Raw genomic sequence first — 24286 nt, forward strand, 5'->3', positions numbered from 1 at the left:
ATGTTTTATAGAAGTATCTGAGTGATACAAAAACGGTATCCGAAGATACCGTTTTCATTTATTACTTGCGAGTAACAAGCTTATCTAGCATACCATTGACAAACTTATGGCTGTCGTCGGCACCAAACGCTTTCGCTAACTCAATACCTTCGTTGATAGCCACTTTATATGGCACATCTTTACGATAAGTTAATTCATATGCAGCTAAGCGCACAATGGCTTTTTCAACTGGAGATACATCTTCAATATCACGATCTAAGTGAGGTTTTAGAAGATCATCAAGTTGAGTTGCTTTCGTGGCTACACCTGATAGCAATTCACGAAAATAAGCTACATCAACACCGTTAATGTTTTGCTCAGTTAAAAATTCATGTTCAACATCAGCAACGTTATTCTTGCTTAATTGCCACGAATAAATAGCTTGAACAGCTAAACGGCGTGCCTTACGGCGCTCTGAAGGCTTCATTACTTTTCCTACTACTATACCAACTGTTGTTCTAATTCTTGCAGAACGTTAACCATTTCAAGTAGGCCAAGGGCAGCTTCTGTGCCTTTATTACCTGCTTTAGTACCAGAGCGCTCAATTGCTTGCTCAATAGTATCTGTGGTTAACACGCCAAATGAAACTGGGATATCAAACTCTAAAGCAACTTGAGCTAGACCCTTGTTACATTCACCTGCAACTAAATCAAAATGCGGAGTACCACCACGAATCACTGCACCTAGTGCAATGATACCGTCAAACTTTCCACAAGCAGCAACACGACGTGCAGCAAGTGGTAATTCAACAGCGCCAGGAACACGAACAACAGTAATGTTGTCATCTTCAACCTGACCAAAACGTTTTAGTGTATCTATTGCGCCATCAAGCAGACTTTCAACTAAAAAACTGTTGAAACGCGACACAACGATCGCCACTTTGGCATTTTTTGCTTCGATATTACCTTGAACTACGTTCATTATCTTACCTAAATTAGCTAAAGCACCCAGCTCTGGGCAAAAGTGGCGCTATAATACCACAGCAAAATGCCCTGAGTCCTGTGCAATTAATGATAAATGTTAACTTCACTAAATTAGTGAATTATTCTGCAATGTAATCAGTAACTTCTAAACCAAAGCCTGATAACGAATGGTAATGTTTCGGCGAGCTCAATAGACGCATTGTGCTAACACCAAGACTAGATAGAATTTGTGAGCCGATACCGACTTTACGAGAGGTTCCTTCCCATTTAGCCGCTGTGGGTGCTTGACCATTATCTTCAGCTTCAAAGGCTTTGACTTTGGCTAGCATTTCACTTGAATGTTCTTCATGGCCTAACAAGACTAAAACGCCGCCTTCTGAAGCTATACGTTCCATGGCCTTATCAAGTGGCCAACTGCGCTTTTGATCTCGTTCTGAATGTAATAAATCGTTAAACGTATTCTGTAAATGAACGCGTACTAAACAGTTCTTTTCAACATCACCTTTAACTAACGCATAATGTAACTGGTTATCGATGGTATCTCTGAAAGTCACCATGTTAAATTCACCAAAGCGTGTCGGCAATTTACATTCTGCTTCGCGCACTACTGTGGTTTCTTTGGTATTACGATATTCAATCAAATCAGCGATAGTACCCATTTTGATACCATGCTTTTCACTGAATACTTCTAAATCAGGACAGCGCGCCATAGTGCCATCATCATTGAGGATTTCAACAATCACTCCAGACGGCTCAAGTCCGGCCAAACGTGATAAGTCACAGCCAGCTTCTGTATGACCTGCGCGAGTTAACACGCCGCCATCTTGTGCCATCAATGGAAAAATATGTCCAGGTTGAACTAAGTCAGCCGCTTTAGCCTCTTTAGCCACTGCCGCTTGAACTGTCACTGCACGATCGTGAGCTGAAATACCTGTTGTTACACCGGTTGCCGCTTCAATTGACACGGTAAAGTTTGTCGAGAACTGAGCGTTATTATTGGTCACCATTAATGGCAAGTTTAGTTGCAGGCAACGCTCTTTAGTCATAGTTTGACAGATTAGACCACGGCCGTAAGTCGCCATAAAGTTAATTGCTTCTGGCGTTACCTTTTCGGCAGCCATAATCAAATCGCCTTCATTTTCTCTGTCTTCATCGTCCATCAAGATAACCATTTTACCTTGGCGAATGTCTTCGATGATCTCTTCTATACTATGTAGTGCCATGTTAAGACCTTTGTGTTGTTATTCCCGATATTTGCAATAAAGGGTAAAAATAGGGTTATCGCATAAATCCAGCGTTGGCGAGCATTTCCATAGTGACCCCACCACCTGAAGTTGTTGGCTTTTCAGGATTCATTAAGCGCTCTAAATAACGAGCAATCAAATCAACTTCAATGTTGACCTTATCACCCGCTTGTAATGCTGTAAGTGTTGTTTCAGATGCTGTATGCGGCACAATCGTTAATCGAAAGCGGTGCCCATCTATTTCATTCACTGTCAGACTAACGCCATCGATGGTAATTGAACCTTTATGAGCAATGTAATGAGCAAGCTCAGCTGGCGCCGCTAACCAAAATTCAATCGCTTTTCCGCGGACACTTCTTTGCTCAACAGCGGCTATGCCATCTACATGACCACTGACCATGTGACCGCCAAGGCGAGTTGTCGGCAATACCGCTTTTTCTAAATTAACTTTTTGACCAACGTGATAATTAGCAAAGCCTGTCAGTGCCACGGTTTCTGCCGAAATGTCAGCAACGTATCCGTCAGCAAGGCATTGGACCACGGTTAAACACACACCGTTAGTGGCAATACTATCGCCTAATTTCACATCAGATAAATCCAGATGACCACTTGCTACGTTTAGGCGTATATCATCACCTTTACGCTCGATTTTTCTTAATGTGCCTAAGGCTTCAATAATGCCGGTAAACATAATGACTCACTTGTATTAATTTCGGTTCAATTTAATCAACTTGGCCAGTGCTTGCTTATGCCAGCAATTACAGCCTATTTAAGCAAGTTGATTCTGCTAGAGACTAAATATCATACGTTGATCTGCACCTATGCGGCGCGAATCGACTAATTGTAGCTCAGGAATTTGTTCCATACTTTGATAGTCATTCAGTTGTAATAAATTACGCCCGTGACTACCTAAAATTTTCATTGCTTGATAAAGGTAGAGTTCATCAGCAAGCTTTGCATCTAACACGCTACCCGCAAGGGATGCGCCTGATTCAATCAAAACTGAGTTGCATTGTTTACCTAAGTAAGTAAATAACGCATGTAAATCAACGCGTCCATCTTCATTTGCGGCAATAGTGATACAACTAACATGATTGTTAAATTTTTCTCTTACTTCTGCGGCGTAGTCGACACAAGAAACCAACAGGATAGGCGATGGGATATCAAATAATTTGAATTCACTTGTTAGCCTTGCGCGGCTATCTAAAATCACCCTTAGAGGTTGTTGTAGATCTGCGGCCGAAACTGAGTTTTTCAAGCTGCCAAGTTGTTCATAACGCACATTCAATGATGGGTCATCAGCCAATACCGTTTCAACGCCTGTCACTAAGGCACAATGACGAGCGCGAAGCTTTTGAACATCAGCGCGCGCATCAGGTCCAGTGATCCATTTGGAAACACCATTTGAAAGCGCTGTTTTGCCATCAATACTGGCTGCCAGTTTAATCGTAACTCTAGGCAGGCCCGTGGTCATTTTCTTGGTGAAGCCTAAGTTTAATAGCTTAGCTTGCTCAGTTAGCAAACCTATGTCGACTTGAATGCCCGCTTCTTTTAATAAACGGATTCCATTGCCAGCCACTTGTGGGTTCGCATCCACTTCAGCAATCACAACCCGTTTAACCCCTGCCTCGATTAAGGCTAAAGCACAGGGCGGCGTTCGGCCATAATGACTGCACGGTTCAAGGGTGACATAAGCAGTAGCCGATGATAGTTTTGTTTGATTTTGCTTCGTCTGTACATCTTGAAGCGCATGAATTTCAGCATGTGGGCCACCCGCTTTAATATGGTACCCCTGACCAATAATGTGATCGTTTACAGCAATGACACAGCCAACATTTGGATTTGGACGCGTGGTATAGCGCCCTTTCTCTGCCAATGAAATGGCAAGGCTCATCATTTCAACATCAACTACTGACCACTGAGACATAGACACCTACTTGAAATAGCCGCAGCAAATGGCCTCTGCGGTATAAAAAATGGAAACAGGAATTACTTTTGTAATTTAGCGATGGCTTCGCCAAACTGTGAAACGTCTTCAAAGGCGCGATAAACAGACGCAAAACGTATGTACGCTACTTTATCTAATACCATCAATTGTTCCATCATCAGGTTGCCAATCATTGCAGAGTCAATCTCGCGCTCACCTGTACCACGTAAGGTAGATTTAATCTTAGATAGTGCTTGTTCAATTTGATCAATCGATACCGGACGTTTTTCAACCGCACGCAGCATACCGCCACGTAGCTTATCTTCATCAAACGGTTGACGGGTGCCATCTTGTTTAATGACCCGTGGCATGACTAATTCTGCACCTTCAAAGGTGGTAAAGCGTTCATGGCACAATGTACATTCCCGACGACGACGGACTTGATGGCCATCAGCCACAAGACGAGAATCAATCACTTTGGTATCTGTCGCGCTACAAAATGGGCAATGCATATTCGCTCCTGAAATAAAAATAAAATGGCCGTAAGCACAAAGTACTTACAGCCATTAAAGTTTATCCTATTTACTTTATAAGGTTAACCTTATCATTAAGATTATCCTACTTAGTTCATATGGATGATATGTCTAAGCTGATGTTGAAATGCTTGCTAATATTATTAAACAACATACAAGCATCTTTGCTAGACAAAAATGCAGCAGTACTCCTGTTAACAGCACTGCCTGTAAACAGTATTACCCGTAAACAGGATACTTAGCACATAACTCAAGCACTTGGTTTTTAACGCGCTCGATTGTACCTTCATTAGTGATATCATCTAACACATCACACATCCAGTTAGTCAGCTCAACAGATTCAGTTTCAGTAAAACCACGACGGGTGATTGCTGGAGAACCAATACGTAAACCAGAAGTAACAAATGGTGAACGTGGGTCATTTGGTACTGAGTTTTTGTTAACAGTGATGTTAGCTTTACCTAGCGCAGCATCGGCATCTTTACCTGTCATATCTTTGCTGATTAGATCTAGCAAGAATAAGTGGTTGTCTGTACCACCAGAAACCACATCATAACCACGCTCAATGAAGGTTTTTGCCATCACTTTAGCATTCGCAACAACTTGCTCTTGGTAAGTGGTGAACTCAGGATCTAGTGCCTCTTTAAATGCAACCGCTTTAGCAGCAATAACGTGCATTAAAGGACCACCTTGGCCACCAGGGAATACTGCCGAATTTAACTTTTTGTAAATGTCTTCATCATTCACAGCTGAAAGGATCAAACCACCACGAGGACCAGCAAGCGTTTTATGAGTTGTCGTTGTAACGACGTGAGCGTGTGGCAGTGGATTCGGGTAGATACCTGCAGCAACAAGACCAGCAACGTGCGCCATATCGACAAATAAGTAAGCACCTACTTTGTCAGCGATTTCGCGGAATTTACCCCAATCGATAATACCTGAATAAGCAGAAAAACCAGCAATGATCATTTTTGGTTTATGTTCAACGGCTAAACGTTCAACTTCAGCGTAATCAATCTTACCTGTGGTTTCATCGATACCGTACTGAACAGCATTATATAACTTGCCAGAAAAGCTAACGTGAGAACCATGAGTCAAGTGACCACCATGGGCTAAACTCATACCTAAAACAGTATCACCACCTTGAAGCAGTGCCATGAAAACAGCTGAGTTTGCTTGAGAACCAGAATGTGGTTGTACGTTAGCGTATGTAGCGCCGAATAATTCTTTTGCACGAGAAATAGCTAACTCTTCTGCAATATCCACATGCTCACAACCACCGTAATAACGCTTACCAGGGTAACCTTCTGCATACTTGTTAGTTAGCTGTGAACCTTGAGCTTCAAGAACACGTGGGCTGGTATAGTTTTCTGATGCGATTAATTCAATGTGCTCTTCTTGGCGACGAGTCTCATCTTCAATTGCTGCAAATAGTTGTGGATCATAATCTGCGATATTCATAGCTTTCTTTAGCATTGCTCACTCCAGCTGTTAATTCTTATAGTAGGGTTGCGCGGTATGATACAGCGCAATTGATCACAATCCCAGCATTTGAAACATGAAATTACTTGCAATTCATTATGAGTACCATTTGCCATCTATAAATTTTCAGCTGCAGCAGCTTTCAGTAATTGTATTTCATAGAAAAATCCAAATTAACTCTTAGTTTCATAACCTTGTGACAATTTTAAGAAAACTCTTTTCTAAAATATTAATCAGCAAAATATTTAAGCTCTACAGCTCAATTTATCACAAAAACTAGATAGTCTAATCTATGATACAGGCAATGATTTATCGGCTAATATTGATAAGTAAAGTGAATACTACTGCGACTTTCTGTTTCATCATTTCGATTGGCAATGGCCAAGTTTTCAATTCCGGTTAATGTGCCACTTCGATCGATACGTTCATGGTGAATACTGATACTCATAGTATTCGTTAAAGGAACATCGAGATAAACTTCATACCTATCACGTGCATCTTTAAAATCTAGGTCACTGACGTTTGGATTCCAATCACTGCTTCGATTAAACTCATTATCATCTATAGAGTCCCAGCGTTGACTTTGAAACTTAACCCCGAGCAACAATTGTTTATAATTCGCCTCTAGTGCTAATTTGGCAGTATGGCCTAAAGCATATCCATAGCCACCTTCCCAAAGCACCGATTTTGTCCCCCAAAAATGGCCTCCATTTTGGCGATAATCTTTTGTTGCAAAGGGTTTCACCATACTAAAATCACCAAACAGGTCGCCTCTGATACTTATCGAAACATCATCAACAAACCATTGCGTTCCAGCAGATACACCAATCACATTGATTGCAGCGTAAAAATCTTCCTCTTCATCTTGACCCAGACTGCTATATTCCAGCCCCATGGATGGGCCAATAAACCAAGTCTGGCGTCTATTTTCAGAATCTAATATGGTATTAACATCGCTCGTCCAGCCACCTAAAAAAATCGAAGAATCCATTTGCCAATCTTCAATCCCTTCGTTAGAAACCCCCAGTTCCATGTTTAAATCGACCTGGCTAGGTGTCGCAGATAAAGCATCATATTTTCCTTGAACGCTATCAACACTCGCCTCTAATCCCAATATTAAAGAAGTCGTAGAAATATCAGCCTGCTTTTTGCTGGAGTACATTGCACCTGTATAGATGTTGAACGTATCCTTGGCGTATGTTCGATTAAACCGTTGTGGGTTATCATAACCAAACCAACCTTTAATGGTTTTAGCCGGATTAAAAACACTACTAAAAGCCGTTGGAACCCAACCTTGTTTTGAATCTAACATTTCAGATATTTGAAATAAGCTTTCACCCAATACTGCACCACCAAATGTTGTAACGATTTGATCATTCACACTTACCACTTCTTTATATTCAGCAAAGACTTCCCAGACTGCCGATGCGATAAAATTACCCGCCATAGATTCATAATAATTAAAGTTATAATTACGAAACGCTTGATAATACAGTGCGCCAGCATAGGTATGCCCCCAATTCATGCCTACCTTGTTGTCATCAAGTTTCCAAGCATCAGTTGTCACAATTCTATCTGCAAAATATTGCCCTGCATTGCCTTCAATTTCGTAATCAAAATCTCCTTCCATACTTTCTTCACTGGTCAGGTAAAGTACCTCGCCAATGACTAATACCGTAGAAATTTCAATTAATGCTCCCCACCAGTCTTTATCTATTAGCTCAGTATCTGTGATAAGAGTTTCACCTTTTTGTAAATCAGGCCCACTAATACTTCTAATGTCTTTTCCTGCAGTGATAGAGCTTATGACTAAACCTGATGGCTCATAATTAAGTTGATTAACTTCATTTGAATATGATTGATTAACTGCTGAATAAAAGGATTTATCTGAACTTTCATCTTTGCTGTTAATGGCGAAAACAGCGGTTGGTTGGTCTTTTTCAATGAATAAAGACCTGTATTCTTTTGCTTGGAGTTCTTGGGCATTAACTTGACTACACAAGCAGAATATTGAAACAGAAAACAACGAATTACATAGTAATATTCTCTTTAAAGCCTTCCTTTGTATCGTGCTCACTTTAATCCCTTAACATATTTTGAAAAATTAACCTGATATCACCAACAATCAGTGATTGTCCCTCTTTCTATCCATAAATCGGGTTGTTACAACTATGTTGTAGACGATTATTACTTTATTCGGTTGTTTTTGTTAAGTAGTTTTTTGACCTATCGGTGTGGAATAAACCTTCAATGACAAAAGTTCGATTTTCAGTTACGGCGAGATTGAAGTAGAATTAATTAAATTTCCTAGTCCGAATCTTAGTCAAAGAGATATAAATATGGCTCAGTTTGTATATAGCATGCTTAGAGTGGGCAAGATTGTTCCACCTAAAAAACAAATCCTTAAAGATATTTCCCTTAGTTTTTTTCCTGGCGCCAAGATTGGTGTTCTGGGTTTAAACGGTTCAGGTAAATCTACTCTGCTTAGAATCATGGCAGGGTTAGATACTGAAATCGAAGGTGAAGCTCGCCCGATGCAAGATTTAAAAATCGGCTACCTTCCTCAAGAACCTAAGCTGGATGAATCTCAAACCGTCCGTGAGGCTATCGAAGAAGCCGTAAGCGAAGCTAAAAATGCGCTTACACGTTTAGATGAAGTGTATGCACTTTATGCTGAACCAGATGCCGATTTTGATGCGCTTGCAAAAGAGCAAGGGCAGCTTGAAGCAATTATTCAATCTCAAGATGCTCATAACCTTGATGTGGTATTAGATAGAGCAGCCAATGCACTGCGTCTGCCTGATTGGGATGAAAAAATCGAAGTACTTTCGGGTGGTGAACGTCGCCGTGTCGCGATTTGTCGCTTACTACTTGAAAAGCCAGACATGTTGCTTCTCGATGAACCAACCAACCACTTGGATGCTGAATCAGTCGCTTGGCTTGAACGTTTCTTACAAGACTATACTGGCACCGTTGTGGCTATTACCCATGATAGATATTTCTTGGATAATGCTGCAGGTTGGATTTTAGAACTCGACCGTGGTGAAGGTATTCCTTGGGAAGGTAACTACTCATCTTGGTTAGAGCAAAAAGATGCTCGTCTACAACAAGAATCTTCCACAGAAAGTGCGCGCCAGAAAACCATTCAAAAAGAATTAGAATGGGTACGACAAGGTTCAAAAGGTCGTCAATCAAAAGGCAAGGCCCGTATGGCTCGCTTTGAAGAGTTGAACACCAATGATTACCAAAAACGAAATGAAACCAATGAGTTATTCATTCCTCCTGGGCCACGCTTAGGTGATAAGGTTATTGAAGTAAATAACCTGACCAAATCATATGGTGACCGAGTATTGATTGATGACTTAACTTTCGCAGTTCCAAAAGGCGCAATTGTCGGTATCATCGGTGCCAACGGTGCAGGTAAATCGACACTATTCAAGATGATTTCAGGTGCAGAGCAACCGGATAGCGGCAGCATTGAAGTCGGCGAATCAGTGCAAATAGCCTCAGTTGAACAGTTCCGTGATTCAATGAATGATAAGAACACAGTTTGGCAAGAGATTTCAGACGGTCAAGATATCATGCGTATCAACAATACTGAGATCCCGAGTCGTGCATACGTAGGCCGCTTTAATTTCCGCGGTGGCGATCAACAAAAAATCATTGGCACTTTATCAGGCGGTGAGCGTAACCGAGTCCATCTTGCTAAATTATTGCAAGCTGGCGGCAACGTATTATTACTCGATGAACCAACCAATGACTTGGACGTTGAAACACTGCGTGCATTAGAAGAAGCTCTTTTAGAGTTCCCTGGTTGTGCCATGGTTATTTCACATGACCGTTGGTTCTTAGACAGAATCGCAACCCATATTCTTGATTACCGCGATGAAGGACAAGTTAACTTCTATGAAGGTAACTACACTGAATATACAGCTTGGTTAAAAGAACACTTAGGTACCGAAGCCATTGAGCCTCATCGCCTGAAGTACAAGCGCATCGCTAAATAAGGCATCACAAAAAGTGCGCAATTTAATTGTTGTAAATTGAGTTGTTCATACGATATTAAAGCCCCATGTAATAATGCTCTCTCGCTCGAGGTATTGTTAAACAGGGGCTTTTCTATGTTTAGCACAAAAATCAGGCTGTAGCGGCTAAAAATATAAGTTCAAATAAGGCAATGTCATAAAAATGACTTTTGGCGTTAAGTTAACATTTTTGCTGCAATCACTCATTAACCTCATGTTTTAGACCTTGAACTCACTCCTATCATGCTCAAGCTATAAACTATTCTCACCTTGTATGATAAAAATAAAATATACTCAACATTAATAGTTACTTAAGTAACATTTAAAGGTAACGACCAGCATCAAGCGAGTGCCGTAACTGATTCATCTTGCAAAACAGTTTGAGGGGGTTGTAAAAAAGCGTCAAAAATCCACAATCTATTTGTAAAGACAAATTAACTTAAGTACTATAAAATTATTGACGGATCACCTAACTGTTGACCAATTGTTATAGCGTAAGCTATACACCAAAAAATCAATTAAAAATGGAGGAATCAGTGAGATATAGTCAAATTACTTTTATTTTATTATGTTTTTATGCAAGTAGCTCATTTGGTTTAGAGATCATTTCTAGTAGTGAGACGCAAAAACTTCAAGAAATTGAGCAAAAGTATAATATTGATAGTTTACTTATTTCTGCGAACGATAAATTATCGACTCATAAGAAGAAAGAATCTGATTATCATGCATTGAGCGTTGAAATTAAGAGTAAGCAAACAGAATATGAGCATTTAGTTTCTAAACTGCCAACAAGAATTTTATCTCGCGCTAATCTCGATTCCTTTTATAAAGAGCTCGAAACTTTAGTCCTTAAAGTCGATCAACTTGAAACTAAGTATGATATTGATGGCAAGTCTCTAAAACGAGAGTACAAATCAATCATGGCTGAGTACGATATCATCAACAGTACTCGTACTAATAAAGACGAACAGCTAGCCGCACTCAAAAGTGAAATAACCAAACGTGTTATTGCAGATGTATCTAAGCCAGATACTGTGCAATCTGTCGATTTAGATGGTTCAACTTTATGTTCTAAGTTTCAGTCTATTAACGATTGTTTAAAAGACTCAGAAAATTACATTGTGACCAATACAATTAAAACCGACCCGTTTTTAAATGAACGAAGTGTGCTGTTGTCCTACGATGTTGTTGATGCCAGCATGAATATGAGTGGCAATTTAAATTACAAAATTAAAATGGCATTCAAACCATCTTATAACAGTAAAATCGACTCATTAATCAATGAACAACTTGGGCTCAAATCTGCGATGATAACCTTGGTCAGTAATGTTGCTGCCGATTGGTTTATAGATGGGGTTAAAATTGGTACTGGTCGTGAACTGTTTCATGAAGTGCCATTAGGCCAACATGGCATTTTAGCTTCTTATCATTCTGAAGATAAATCCAGTGTTGAGTTTATTCAGGGCAACGGTGTGTTTAGCTATAACTTTAATAGCAATTCTCATAATAGTGACATGGTTACTTTGCCTGATAACGAGCATAAAAAGCAAACCATGAAGATGAAGCCAAAGCAGCCTAGCTTAGTTAACAATCAAGCTAACGCTACTGTAAATAAACCTAAGAAGACCCTACAAGACAAAGGGTATGAGTACTTCATGGGAATTGAACCAACAACGACAGAGCAAAATAAAAGCTTTGATTCAACGCCTTCTGAGAAACTGTAAAAACCAGTTACTAGCATCGAGCCACCTTATCTAAAAGGTGGCTTTTTTATTGGAAAAAATAAATTACTCATTACCTTTCAAACACGACTTATTGACTAAAAAAAAGATTCAACTGTATATATTTGGTAACAAGTAAGATCGGCAAACAACATTTAAGATCATTTTGATAAACACTTATGTTATCAGCATGTTTCCTTACAATCTTATATGTTTAGCTTTACATTCCTTTACCCTTATATGACTTTTTTTCATTAAAATAGACCCTAATTCAGCAATCGGTCTGTTGATCTTTCTTAGAGTCAAAAAATGAAAAAACTGGCATTTCTTATCATAGTAAGCAGTCTTATCGCTGCTGTTGTGTCTTTTAGTGGTTTATCTCAAGCAGATAAAGCCAAGCCTCATGCAAAGGGAAAAGCCCAAAAAACTATTCCTGTTGTGACTGGTATTGTCGATCAACATGAACTATCACAATCACTGTCGTTAATTGGCAAACTTGATGCTGAACAATCTGTTTTTATTTCTTCTCAAGTTGCCGGAAAAATTAGTGACATTTTGATAAAACCCGATCAAGACATTCAAGCTGGACAAGTCATGGTTCAGCTAGACGATTCAAAAGCCAAAGCAGCAACAGCTGAAGCAGCCGCTTATCTTGCTGATGAAAAAAGAAAGTTAAAGGAATTCCTTAAACTCATTTCAAGCAATGCCATTACTCAAACCGAAATTGATGCTCAACGTGCCAGTGTTGATATTGCTGCGGCAAGATTGGCTGCAGCCCAAGCTGATTTAGATTACCACTCACTTAATGCCCCATTTTCAGGCTCTGCAGGCTTAATCGATTTTAGCGTTGGCAAGATGATTTCTGTCGGTACCGAATTACTGTCTTTTGACAACCTTTCAACCATGAGACTCGACTTACAAGTTCCTGAGCATTACTTATCATTATTATCTAATGGTATGAAAGTGTCAGCACAAAGCCGTGCATGGCCATCTCATGAGTTTAACGGTGAAATAGTCGCAATTGATTCGCGTATTAATCAAGACACCTTAAACTTACGTGTGCGAGTAGAATTTGCTAATCCAGATAACAAGTTAAAACCTGGCATGATGATGGCGGCCACGCTTAGCTTCCCTGCGGTTTCTGAACCTGTCATCCCAGTTCAAGCCATTGAATACTCTGGCACCAAAAGATTTGTGTATCTTGTTGATAGCCAAAACATTGCTAAGCGCACTGAAGTCAATCTCGGCGCCCGTATTGATAATGAAGTCCTGATCTCTGAAGGGTTAAGCGTTGGTGATATTGTTGTCGTTCAAGGTTTAGTTAATATGCGTGATGGCGTCTCAGTAGACGTATTAGAGCAACAAGGTACTGCGGAAAAGCTAGCCCATGAAGAAGATGATTCAATTGTTGATTCAGACATGCATTCAGAAAATGGATCAATCTTAGGATCTTTGAGTAACCCAACAGCTGAAGTTAAACAGGAGAAAAGTTAATGTGGCTTTCTGATGTATCAGTTAAACGCCCTGTTGTTGCGATTGTTCTGAGTTTGCTATTAGGGGTATTTGGCCTTGTTTCACTGTCAAAATTATCAGTGAGAGAAATGCCAGATGTCGAAAGCCCTGTCGTTACAGTCATGACCACATATAGCGGTGCTTCGGCAACGATTATGGAAAGCCAGATCACCACTACCATTGAGGATGAACTTACAGGTATCAGTGGCGTTGATGAAATTGAATCTGTCACCCGCAACGGTATGTCACGTATTACAGTGACCTTTTTATTAGGCTGGGATTTAACTGAAGGCGTCAGTGATGTACGTGACGCTGTTGCGCGCGCTCAACGCCGATTACCTGATGAAGCAGACGATCCTGTCGTATCAAAAGATAATGGCTCAGGGGAGCCGTCTATTTACGTCAACTTGAGTTCATCCACCATGGATAGAACTCAGCTGACGGATTACTCTCAGCGAGTACTAGAAGATCGCTTTAATTTAATTACAGGTGTGAGCTCAATTTCATTATCAGGTGGCTTATACAAGGTAATGTACGTACAGCTAAAACCTGAGCTAATGGCGGGTCGTAATGTTTCGGCCAATGATATCGTCTCAGCACTTAATACTGAAAACGTAGAAACCCCAGGTGGAGAAGTACGTAACGACACCACTGTAATGACAGTAAGAACGGCAAGGCTTTATAACAGCCCCGACGATTTTGAATATTTAGTGGTTCGCACTGCCGATGACGGTACGCCTATTTACTTAAAAGATGTTGCAGATGTATTTATTGGTGCAGAGAACGAAAACTCAACGTTTAAAAGTGATGGTGTCACTAACATCAGTTTAGGCATTATTGCTCAGTCTGATGCTAACCCGCTTGATGTAGCCAAATTAGTCCATAAAGAAGTGGATAGAATCCAAGACTTTTTACCTGATGGCACAGCTTTAGTGGTCGATTACGACTCCACCATTTTTATCTCTCGCTCAATTGATGAAGTTTATAACACGCTTATTATCACCGCCATTTTAGTAATTTTAGTGTTATATATTTTCATTGGCCAAGTACGTGCGACCTTAATCCCAGCTGTAACAGTGCCAGTGTCACTTATTTCAGCCTTTATCGCAGCAAATACCTTCGGTTTTTCTATTAACCTATTAACCTTAATGGCCTTAATATTATCCATTGGTTTAGTCGTAGATGACGCCATTGTCGTCGTCGAGAATATTTTCCATCATATTGAAAAAGGCGAACCGCCAATTTTAGCGGCCTACAAAGGCGCGCGCGAAGTTGGGTTTGCAGTCATGGCAACCACTGCTGTACTAGTAATGGTATTTCTACCTATTTCCTTTATGGAGGGCATGGTCGGGTTACTATTTACTGAGTTTTCGGTAATGCTGGCCGTATCAGTGCTATTTTCCTCGCTTATCGCCCTCACCTTAACCCCTGTACTTGGCAGTAAATTACTTAAAGCCAATGTTAAACCTAACCGTTTTAACCTTTGGGTTGATGGAGTATTTGATAAGCTTGAGCAGCAATACCGCGCTATCGTCTCAAAGGCAGTTCAATACCGTTTCGCGGCGCCTGTTGTGATTATTGCCTGTCTTGTAGGTAGTGGCTGGTTATTGAATCAAGTTCCAGCTCAACTTGCCCCACAAGAAGACCGTGGAGTGATTTTTGCCTTCATCAAAGGCGCAGAAGGCACCAGTTATAATCGCATGGCTGCCAATATGGACATTGTAGAGCAAAGATTAATGCCGATGCTGGGTAATGGTCTTATTAAGTCATTCAGTACTCAGGCGCCCGCTTTTGGTGGTCGTGCTGGTGACCAAACCGGCTTTGTCATTATTCAATTAGAAGAATGGAAAGATCGCTCTATCAATGCCCAACAGGCACTCGGTATTGTAGCTAAGTCTCTTGAAGGCATTCCCGATGTGATGGTTCGCCCTATGCTGCCTGGTTTTAGAGGTAAATCTAGCGAGCCAGTGCAATTTGTTTTAGGTGGTTCTGACTACAACGAACTATTTGACTGGGCACAAAAACTGCAACTTGAGGCCGACTTAAGCCCAATATTAGAAGGTGCAGATCTTGACTATGCAGAAACAACACCTGAGTTATTGGTCACCGTTGATCGTGAACGTGCAGCAGAGCTTGGCGTCAGTGTTACAGAGGTATCTGACACCTTGGAAATCATGCTAGGTGGCCGCAGTGAAACGACTTTTATTGAGCGCGGTGAAGAATATGATGTTTATCTTCGCGGTGATGAAAACAGTTTTAACAGCGTCGCTGATTTAAGTCAGATATATATGCGCACAGCAACAGGCCAGCTGATCACCTTAGATACCATTACTCAAATTGACGAAGTCGCTTCAGCACAAAAATTAAGTCATCTTAATAAGCAAAAATCGATCACTCTAAAAGCAAACTTAGGCGCTGGACATACTTTAGGTGAAGCATTAGATTTTCTTGACGCTAAAGCCATTGAAATGCTGCCAAGTGATATCACAGTGTCATATACCGGTGAATCAAAAGACTTTAAAGAAAACCAAAGCAGCATCTTTATTGTATTCGGCTTAGCCTTGTTAGTCGCTTATTTAGTTCTTGCTGCGCAATTTGAGAGCTTTATTAACCCATTAGTGGTTATGTTTACCGTACCAATGGGAATATTTGGTGGATTCTTAGGCTTATACCTAACTGGGCAAGGCCTTAATATTTACAGCCAAATCGGCATGATTATGTTGATTGGTATGGTGACTAAGAACGGTATCTTGATTGTTGAGTTTGCCAACCAGCTTAGAGACAAAGGTCTTGAATTAGAGCAAGCTATTATTGATGCTTCAGCTAGACGTTTAAGACCTATTCTAATGACCGCATTTACCACCCTTATTGGTGCAATCCCATTGATTATGTCAACAGGTGCAGGGTCAGAAAGTCGAATTGCAGTCGGTACAGTAGTGTTCTTTGGAATGGCATTTGCTACTCTAGTGACCTTATTAGTGATCCCTGCCATGTATCGATTGATATCTGGTGCGACTCACTCTCCAGGGTTTGTTGAACAACAACTCAATGATGCTATTGAACTTCAAAAGCAAAAAAGCGCGTAGTGAATTTTAGGTTTGCTAACGACGAGATCCGAGCAATCCCTGACTAGTCAGCATTTATAACGGAATAACAGGTGTAATAATGGAAAAAATCGCGGTATTTGTTGATGTACAAAACATCTATTACACCTGTAAACAGGCTTATGGTCGCTCGTTTAATTATCGTGCGCTTTTTAAAATGCTGAGCCAACAAGCTCGAGTAGAGTATGCTTTTGCTTATGCCATCGCCCCAGCAGATGATGGCCAAGTCAAATTTCAAGATGCACTGAGGCACATTGGTTTTGAGGTTAAACTTAAACCTTATATTCAACGTAGTGACGGCAGTGCAAAAGGCGATTGGGATGTCGGGATAACCATCGACGTTTTAGATTATGCTGAGCACGTTGATAAGGTCATTCTGCTTTCAGGTGACGGTGACTTTGATTTATTGATGGCAAAGGTAGCGCAGAAATATGCTTGCGATACACAGGTGATCAGTGTCGCTGCTCTTACAGCGAAATCATTGCTGGATGTGATAGGCAGTCATATCCCGATCGAATCAAACTTATTGCTCTAGTTTTCTGTTAGTTAATTTCAGGTTTAATTTGCATGATATGAGTCCAAACATTGAAGATATATTGCTTAAGCTATTGAATAGTATTTAAATCATCATTAAAAATTTAACTATAAAATATTTCTTTTAAAATCAGATGTTAACATCAAGTTAACAAAGCCAGTTCGAACAAAGTCATCTGCTATACAGGATTCCATAGAGCATTTTTTTATGTAACAATTACGTAATAGTAATCACCCTAAATAGCAGAGAAGTTGATGTTTCTACGGGCAAGCAACCTACATAGCTTTATCATTGCTATTTGTGTCAATTTCGGCATATTTTCACTAGCCTACGCTGAGCAATTCCAGCTTGAAACCCTCAATGTAAGTGATGGCTTACTTTCCTCTAGTATTACTACTATTCACCAACAACGAAGCGGTTATATGTGGTTTGGCACTGACAGTGGTGCAAGCCGATACGATGGTATCAACTTCACTCATTTTCAGTTTTCGCCTAATGAAAAGAATCACATCTCAAACAACTATGTCACCGATATTTATGAAGATAAAGCCGGCAATATTTGGATCGGTACTGAAGATGGACTCAATCAGCTAACACCTGCTAATGAAATGGTTTTGCACAATATGCAGACCAGTCAAAATAATCTTGGCTCTAGTTGGGTAACGCGAATATATGAAGATAAGCATGACAATATCTGGATAGGTACAGGTGCAGGAATTAGTCTATATAATTCGCAAACAAACACCTTCACGGGTTTTTCACTTTTTGACGAAGATGGTCAGCAATACGATACTTCCATTTACAGTATTTTTAGTGATTACAAAGATACACTATGGGTTGCTACAGACTATGGACTCACGACAGTCAACATGGACACCCAGCGGTTAGATATAGTCACATCTTTAGATCCTGATACCAATAAGATTATGACAGGATCAATCAATGCCGTTGAAGTGATATCTGACGAGCAAGTTTGGTTAGGAACTTATCAACAAGGTTTAATCGATTTCAACCCTAAAACCATGGAAGTAGTTGCCTATGTAATCGATGAAAATAACCCTTCTATCGATCAAATTATATCAAATACGATATATGACCTCACCCTTGAAAATGACAATACCCTTTGGCTAGCCCATGACAAAGGCGCTACAAAAGTCACATTAGACACAATGAGCTATACCCACCTACAACATCAAGCCTACAACCCTAGTTCTATTGCAGATAATATTGTCGGTGAATTGCAGATTGATCAATCAGGCGGCATTTGGTTCGCCACAACAATGGGGGCATCGTACTACTCCCCGTTTAAGCATGGCACTCGAATTTTTAGACCCCACCCATTTTCACCTGAATTATCTAGCCCTTTCACTTATTGGATTAATACCGATAAAAGCAAAGATGTCTGGGTAACAACATCAGAAAAAATAAATCTCATCAGCGATAAAACAGAAGCGATAAAATTAAACCCAATTGAAGACGCATCAATTTCGTCGCCATACAGTGCAATTAAAGACGATGAAGAAAACCTCTGGATTGCCAGTGCAAATGGTTTGTCGGTATTTAACACACTTAATGAAACCTTAACCCACTATAGTAACGCGCTAGATAATCCTCATGACTTCCCTAATAGTCCTTTCTATTTGGCGCTGCCTGATAATAACGGCGATGTTTGGATCACGGGTTACTTAGATGTGGGGCTGATCCTGTTTAATCCTCAAGAAGGAATTAAACAGCAACTACTGACAGAACATGACTTTTCTTATGCCGCAGGAGGCAACTTCACTTTTGATAAGCAATTTATCCATAATGGCGAGCTATGGTTAGCAACAACCAATGCCATTTACAGAGTGAATCCTGAGACTTTCGAGGTTAAGCATTTATCGCTTGGCTCAGAAACAGAAAACATAAGAACCGTTAAACTTTATCAAGATGAAAATAACCATATTTGGGTTGCCACCCAAGGATTGGGCCTCGCACGTATCGAAATGGGAGAAATGTGGCAAGATCCTGTTGAAATTAAATACTTCAATAAAGAGCAAGGGTTTACCAGCAACACCTTAAGAGGAGTTACCGGTAATCGAGATGGTTTTGTCTGGGTTACTTCGCAATCCAAATTCGCCAAAATGAATATTGATACCTTTGAAGTAACACAGTACCCAAGTGCGACTAACGAAAAAGGCAGCTCATTTACTGATTCTGCGATAGCGATGAAAAACGATAATTTATACCTAGGCTCTAATAATGGCCTGTATAAAATTAACACTAAAGCCATCAAAAGTAATCGCTTCAAACCCAAAGTCCATATCACTTCTGCGCTGATTGCCAATGAACAGTTTTTAGGCCCTAACAGCAACCAAAAAATCGGTGATGTTCAATTAGACTATGAACAAAATATTGTCCAATTCTCCTTTGCATCAATGGACTTTACCGCCCCGTATAGGAATCAATATCGTTATCGATTATTGGGTTTTGATGACGAATGGATCTATGCAGGCAGTCATACCTCAGCGACTTACACCAACCTTAATGCAGGTCACTATTCTTTTGTTGCCCAAGGCAGTAATAGTGATGGTCGCTGGAGTCCAAATGTCGCTTCGTTTGATTTTAAGGTCAAACAAGCTTGGTGGTCCTACGCCATTATTATCTTAATCATTATTTGTGCTTTCCTCGCGATTCTTTATCTATATACCCGTTATCAAAAAATTACCGAACTCAGTAATCGAGCCAACTTTGACAGTTTAACTGGCCTATCAAATCGTTTCCGTTTTAATGCCAAACTCGAATTAACAGTCAATGATATACAAAAACCTGCGGCAGTCGTGTTCATAGACTTAGATTATTTTAAAGAAGTGAATGATACTATGGGCCATGATATTGGCGATGAGTTGATTATTGAAGTCAGTAAACGTTTATCAAACACCCTTAAAGAAGAGGATTTACTGGCAAGATTAGGCGGGGATGAATTTGCTATCATTATTCAACATCCTGGCACTCAAGCTAAACTCATCAATATTATTGAGCAGATCCGCTCCAGCATTAATACAGGTTATCAAATAAAGGAACACTGGATAACGAGCTCAGCAAGCATAGGGGTCGCCTGCTTCCCTGAAGATGGCGTTGACTGTAAAACATTGTTAAAACATGCAGACACAGCCATGTACGCCGCTAAACATGCTGGCCGCAATGGCGCTTATTTTTTCAATGAGTCGTTATCACAAGCACTACTTGAAAAAACCACCATTAAGCAGCAATTGAAAAATGCTCTCATCAATAAGCAGTTTCAAGTTCACTATCAACCTAAGGTCAATATGGTTAATGGTGAAGTCTGTTCGTTTGAGGCATTATTAAGATGGTATCACCCAACGGAAGGGCTCATATCACCAGTGAAGTTTATCCCTGAAGCTGAAAGCAATGGCCAAATTATTGAAATTGGCTATTGGGTACTTTTACAAGCGTGCACGGATGGGCAAAAATGGCATCAACAAGGATTATTAAAAGATAATATTTCAGTCAATATATCGCCAATACAACTCTCTCAACCAGATATTTGTGAGCATATCGCCGAAATTTTAGCTCAAACGGGGTTTCCAGCTGAAAAACTCGAATTAGAAATAACCGAGTCCTTATTGATTGAAAACTTCGACACCGCTGAAGTCGTGCTTAAGCAACTCAAGAAACTCAACGTACGAATTGCTTTAGATGACTTTGGCACGGGGTTTTCATCATTAAATTACCTTACCCATTTCCCGATAGATACCTTAAAAATTGATCAGGGTTTTCTCAAAAATTTATTAGACAACCAAGCGACTGAAATAGTATTAAAAAATATCATTCAATTAGGTATTGAGCTTAATATGGATATTGTCGCAGAAGGTATTGAAGCTGACTTGCAAAGAGCCAAGCTTATTGAATTAGGCTGCCTGACTGGTCAGGGATATTTATTTAGCCCTGCGGTAACCGAGCCAACAGCTAGCGAAATCCTCGTCAATAGACGCAGCCTAAACTAAGTCATCTAAACTAAGCCACCAAAACTCGCGGCTGTGGTCTGATGAGGTTGAATGACAACAATCCTTATTAATTAGCGCTATAGAAACCGACTCAAATAAGCGACAATAGTATTAATAAATTCTGACATTGCAATGATGATGACTAAAAAAACAATTGAATACAGCCCTACCTTCCATTTCCCTGTGCAAATATATTACGAAGATACTGACTTTTCAGGGGTGGTATATCATCCCAACTTCTTAAAGTATTTTGAACGGGCCAGAGAACATGTCATTGGCGCTAATGTGCTCAATATTTTATGGCAAGAGCAGCAACTAGGGTTTGCAGTTTATCGAACAGATATGCTTTGCCATGATGGGGTTGAGTTTGCGGATATTATCGATGTCAGAACTAAATATTACTTTGAAAGTAAATACCGCACTGTGTGGCAGCAAGAGATTTGGCGCCCTAATGCGAAGAAGCCTGCGGTGACAGCAACCATTGAAATGGTTTGCATGAATCAGCAGCGTCAAATGGCACCAATGCCAATCAAGTTAATTGAACAACTCACTGAAAATTTTAGCTAAAATTAAGATAAATTACGCTAAATGACGTTAATAACTTTGATGATATAAGCTCAATAAATCGATTAATGGGTGATTGGAGCTGTCACAAAAGGTTTTTGAATGAGCTGCGAGAAACGCAGCTCTAATTCAGAGGCAATAAGAGGTTTACTCACATACTCACCTTGAATGGTATCAGTACCAAATTCAATCAAGGTATCAAAAACATCTTTGGTTTCAACCCCTTCTACCGTCACATCAAAGCCAAGGCTTTTAGCTAAATCAATACTTGTTTTGACGATTTTGTTCGCTTGTAAATCACAATTAAAATCATCTAAGAAAGCTTTATCAATTTTAACTTCATCGATGGGTAAGTGACGTAAGTAGGCTAATGAAGAGTGGCCAGTACCAAAGTCATCAATAGCAATTTTAACTCCTAACTCTCTAATTTCTTTTAGCGTCTCAATGGTTCGAGCTAAATCAAGCATCAAGGCACTTTCAGTAATTTCAATCATCAAGTTCTCTGCTGGCACCTTATACTGCATCAGCAAATTACTTATATCGATGGGTAAGTGTTGATTCTCTAAATCTTTGGTCGATAGGTTAACAGCGACTTTTATATTAATCCCTTGCTGCAGCCACTTAACTTGTTGCTGAAGTACCTGCTCTAATGCCCACTGACTGATTAAGTTGATCACGCCTGTATGCTCAGCTAGTGGGATAAATTCCGTTGGTGAAATATTACCTAAACCTTCATGTTCCCAACGAATTAACGCTTCAACTTGCGAGCAATTTCCCGTGCTAATGTCGAGTTTAGGCTGATAAACCATATGGAGCTGGTTCTGCTTTAAACTTTTAGGGAGACTATTAATGATCATTAATTCGCGATACTGCGCTTTATCATCATCTTGATTATAAAAGGCAATGTCTTGGTGGCTAATTTTGGCTTTTTTTAGTGCTAAATCTAATCTTCGAAGCATCAAGCTCACATCCGCATGGTGCTCATGTAACTCAAGTACGCCTAACTGAACTTTAATGCTAATGGGGGTTTGCTCGATCTCAAACGACTTTTGTAGATGCTGTTTGACGTAGTTTAATTCAGAAATGGAAATGGCTTTAGGATAAAACAGTAAAAACTCATTACCGTTCATACGCGAGACAAACAGAGGGGGGTTAGGTAACTGCTTAATTCTTCTGGCAAAAGATTTCAGTAACTGGTCACCAAAAATAAAGCCGAATAAATCATTCACAAACCGAAACTGCTGGATATCCACCAGCACTAACATCCCTTCTGTCGCTGGCATTTTGGCAAACATTTTTCGTTTAAAGCCAACCCGATTCGATAGACCCGTCAGCTTGTCTCGCTCAAGAGTAATAGGATTACTTTGCTGAAACAGATTCAGGTTACGTACTAGAGGTTTAAATGCTCTTGGGGTATGTTTGAAATTTAATGGTGAATGGTCAGCAGAATTAGATTCTAAGGTTTGGGTTAATTCAGCAATAAACTTTCCTTGCTGAAAATAACCGCCTAACACAACTCCTAATAACAGAATAAGTGCAATAAAAAGCACAATGATAATTTCAATGCTTAACACAATTTACCGCTCCTTATATAAGTTATTGTTAATAGTCGAGTGTATCGCTTTTAACTAACACACGTAATCGCTTTTTTATTGATAGCTTTGCTTAATGGAATGATAAACTTCTAAAAACTCATCACTCTCTAAATCTTCTGGCGTCACAGGTAGCCCACGAGTTGCGAAAATATCTAAACGCTGCTCAAGTTCCACCCCTGCTCTTAATTCACCAGTGTAATATGCCGCTGAGCGAATAAAGTCTAAGTAAGTCACATTCTCTGGCATGTAATGTAAATCAGCCCAACGCTCTACGACCTCCATGACCTCAGGGGCAAAATCCCATGTTTTTAAAATTGCACGCCCTATAGGTCCTTGCATTTTCCGCACTAACCCACGTAATTGTTCAATACTGGTAAATGCATCAGGCTTGGATTCAGCTTCCGACAACACAGGTAACGCACCAATATTATGAACAAGGCCAGCAAGTGTTAACGTTTCAGGATCTAACTTCTTAGTTGGATTGCGCTTATTATAAATCGCTAACATTGCCCCTGAAGATGCGGTCACCTCGATAGAGGTTTGCCATACTTCATCCATCACTTCCCAGACCATTTCATTGGTTGAGATAAATAACTGCTCAAGTGCCACAGAAGTCACGATAGATTTAATTTGTATCAAACCAATTCTATTCACGGCTGCACTGATATTTTCAGCTTTGTTACCTCGGCTATATAAGGCGCTGTTAGCTACTTTAATAATACGAGCTGAAATAGCAGCATCTTGGCCAATAATATCGCCAACTTGCTTCAAACTTGAGTCTGGCTGCGCTACAACTTCCTGCACCCGCATGGCCACTTCAGGCAGTGTTGGAAGCACAAGAGCGTCATCTTTAAGCTTCTTTAATAGCCCGACCAGTAGTTGGTGTTCCGTTGTCATGCATACCGCCTGTAGTTTTTTTGTTATTGCTTTGTGTGGAGTATATCAGCTATGTAATTTATTAGAATAAAGAAAAAGCACTAATCTTTATAATGCTTGTCAATTGTTTAGCCTTCCTTAATTTAGACAAACCCCACAATCACAGAGGAATTATTTGCATTAACCAACCATACTTAAG

Annotated in this window: 17 protein-coding genes; 7 read left to right on the forward strand and 10 right to left on the reverse strand. The window is 40.0% G+C overall.

The genetic code is table 11. The annotated features are described in order from the left end of the window. Positions 1–61: 61 nt before the first annotated feature. The 8 genes from nusB to Q4600_RS04140 form a co-directional block, all read right to left on the reverse strand. Entirely contained in the window at positions 62–466 is a 405-nt protein-coding gene (nusB, locus tag Q4600_RS04105) for a transcription antitermination factor NusB (protein ID WP_076543020.1), read from the reverse strand. A 14-nt stretch (positions 467–480) separates the two neighbouring features. Then, on the reverse strand, positions 481–960 hold the full coding sequence (gene ribE, locus Q4600_RS04110) for a 6,7-dimethyl-8-ribityllumazine synthase (protein WP_055023789.1): 480 nt from the start codon (positions 958–960) through the stop codon (positions 481–483). A gap of 121 nt (positions 961–1081) precedes the next feature. After that, a complete protein-coding gene (gene ribBA, locus Q4600_RS04115) occupies positions 1082–2185 on the reverse strand; it encodes a bifunctional 3,4-dihydroxy-2-butanone-4-phosphate synthase/GTP cyclohydrolase II (protein ID WP_248954942.1) in 1104 nt (367 codons plus the stop codon). Between the two features lie 55 nt (positions 2186–2240). Beyond that, positions 2241–2897: a riboflavin synthase gene (locus Q4600_RS04120; protein WP_102526941.1), complete on the reverse strand. Its 657-nt coding sequence runs from the start codon at positions 2895–2897 to the stop codon at positions 2241–2243. Positions 2898–2993: 96 nt separating this feature from the next. Further along, a complete protein-coding gene (gene ribD, locus Q4600_RS04125) occupies positions 2994–4139 on the reverse strand; it encodes a bifunctional diaminohydroxyphosphoribosylaminopyrimidine deaminase/5-amino-6-(5-phosphoribosylamino)uracil reductase RibD (RefSeq protein ID WP_248954941.1) in 1146 nt (381 codons plus the stop codon). A gap of 56 nt (positions 4140–4195) precedes the next feature. Next, the gene (gene nrdR, locus Q4600_RS04130) at positions 4196–4645 is read right to left on the reverse strand and encodes a transcriptional regulator NrdR (RefSeq protein ID WP_102526939.1); all 450 of its coding nucleotides are present in this window, start codon (positions 4643–4645) and stop codon (positions 4196–4198) included. 240 nt (positions 4646–4885) lie between these two features. Continuing rightward, the gene (glyA, locus tag Q4600_RS04135) at positions 4886–6142 is read right to left on the reverse strand and encodes a serine hydroxymethyltransferase (protein WP_102526938.1); all 1257 of its coding nucleotides are present in this window, start codon (positions 6140–6142) and stop codon (positions 4886–4888) included. Positions 6143–6464: 322 nt separating this feature from the next. Beyond that, the gene (locus Q4600_RS04140) at positions 6465–8225 is read right to left on the reverse strand and encodes a DUF3943 domain-containing protein (protein WP_303524353.1); all 1761 of its coding nucleotides are present in this window, start codon (positions 8223–8225) and stop codon (positions 6465–6467) included. A 262-nt stretch (positions 8226–8487) separates the two neighbouring features. Between Q4600_RS04140 and ettA the strand changes: the two genes are divergently transcribed. The 7 genes from ettA to Q4600_RS04175 all read left to right on the forward strand — a co-directional run bounded on the left by ettA (position 8488) and on the right by Q4600_RS04175 (position 21619). Beyond that, positions 8488–10155, forward strand: a complete 1668-nt coding sequence (ettA, locus tag Q4600_RS04145) for an energy-dependent translational throttle protein EttA (protein ID WP_102526936.1) — start codon at positions 8488–8490, stop codon at positions 10153–10155. Positions 10156–10709: 554 nt separating this feature from the next. After that, the gene (locus tag Q4600_RS04150) at positions 10710–11897 is read left to right on the forward strand and encodes a hypothetical protein (protein ID WP_102526935.1); all 1188 of its coding nucleotides are present in this window, start codon (positions 10710–10712) and stop codon (positions 11895–11897) included. Between the two features lie 306 nt (positions 11898–12203). Beyond that, complete coding sequence (locus Q4600_RS04155) at positions 12204–13388, forward strand: efflux RND transporter periplasmic adaptor subunit (protein ID WP_303513041.1); 1185 nt, start codon at positions 12204–12206, stop codon at positions 13386–13388. Continuing rightward, a complete protein-coding gene (locus Q4600_RS04160) occupies positions 13388–16492 on the forward strand; it encodes a multidrug efflux RND transporter permease subunit (RefSeq protein WP_303513044.1) in 3105 nt (1034 codons plus the stop codon). Before Q4600_RS04155 ends, Q4600_RS04160 begins: the two co-directional genes overlap by 1 nt. A gap of 79 nt (positions 16493–16571) precedes the next feature. Then, positions 16572–17045 (forward strand): NYN domain-containing protein, encoded by a 474-nt coding sequence (locus Q4600_RS04165; protein ID WP_303513047.1) that lies wholly within the window; start codon positions 16572–16574, stop codon positions 17043–17045. A gap of 254 nt (positions 17046–17299) precedes the next feature. Next, positions 17300–21052: an EAL domain-containing protein gene (locus Q4600_RS04170; RefSeq protein ID WP_303513050.1), complete on the forward strand. Its 3753-nt coding sequence runs from the start codon at positions 17300–17302 to the stop codon at positions 21050–21052. Between the two features lie 138 nt (positions 21053–21190). Next, entirely contained in the window at positions 21191–21619 is a 429-nt protein-coding gene (locus Q4600_RS04175) for a thioesterase family protein (RefSeq protein WP_303513053.1), read from the forward strand. 62 nt (positions 21620–21681) lie between these two features. Here the strand turns inward: Q4600_RS04175 and Q4600_RS04180 are convergent, their stop codons facing one another. Next, positions 21682–23190 carry a bifunctional diguanylate cyclase/phosphodiesterase gene (locus Q4600_RS04180; RefSeq protein ID WP_303513055.1) on the reverse strand — a complete coding sequence of 503 codons (1509 nt, stop codon included), beginning with the start codon at positions 23188–23190 and terminating at the stop codon, positions 21682–21684. A gap of 75 nt (positions 23191–23265) precedes the next feature. After that, the gene (locus tag Q4600_RS04185; RefSeq protein WP_102526929.1) at positions 23266–24108 is read right to left on the reverse strand and encodes an HDOD domain-containing protein; all 843 of its coding nucleotides are present in this window, start codon (positions 24106–24108) and stop codon (positions 23266–23268) included. Between the last annotated feature and the right edge of the window lie 178 nt (positions 24109–24286).

It is taken from the genome of Shewanella sp. 2_MG-2023, from assembly GCF_030548905.1.
Lineage (GTDB): Bacteria > Pseudomonadota > Gammaproteobacteria > Enterobacterales > Shewanellaceae > Shewanella > Shewanella electrodiphila.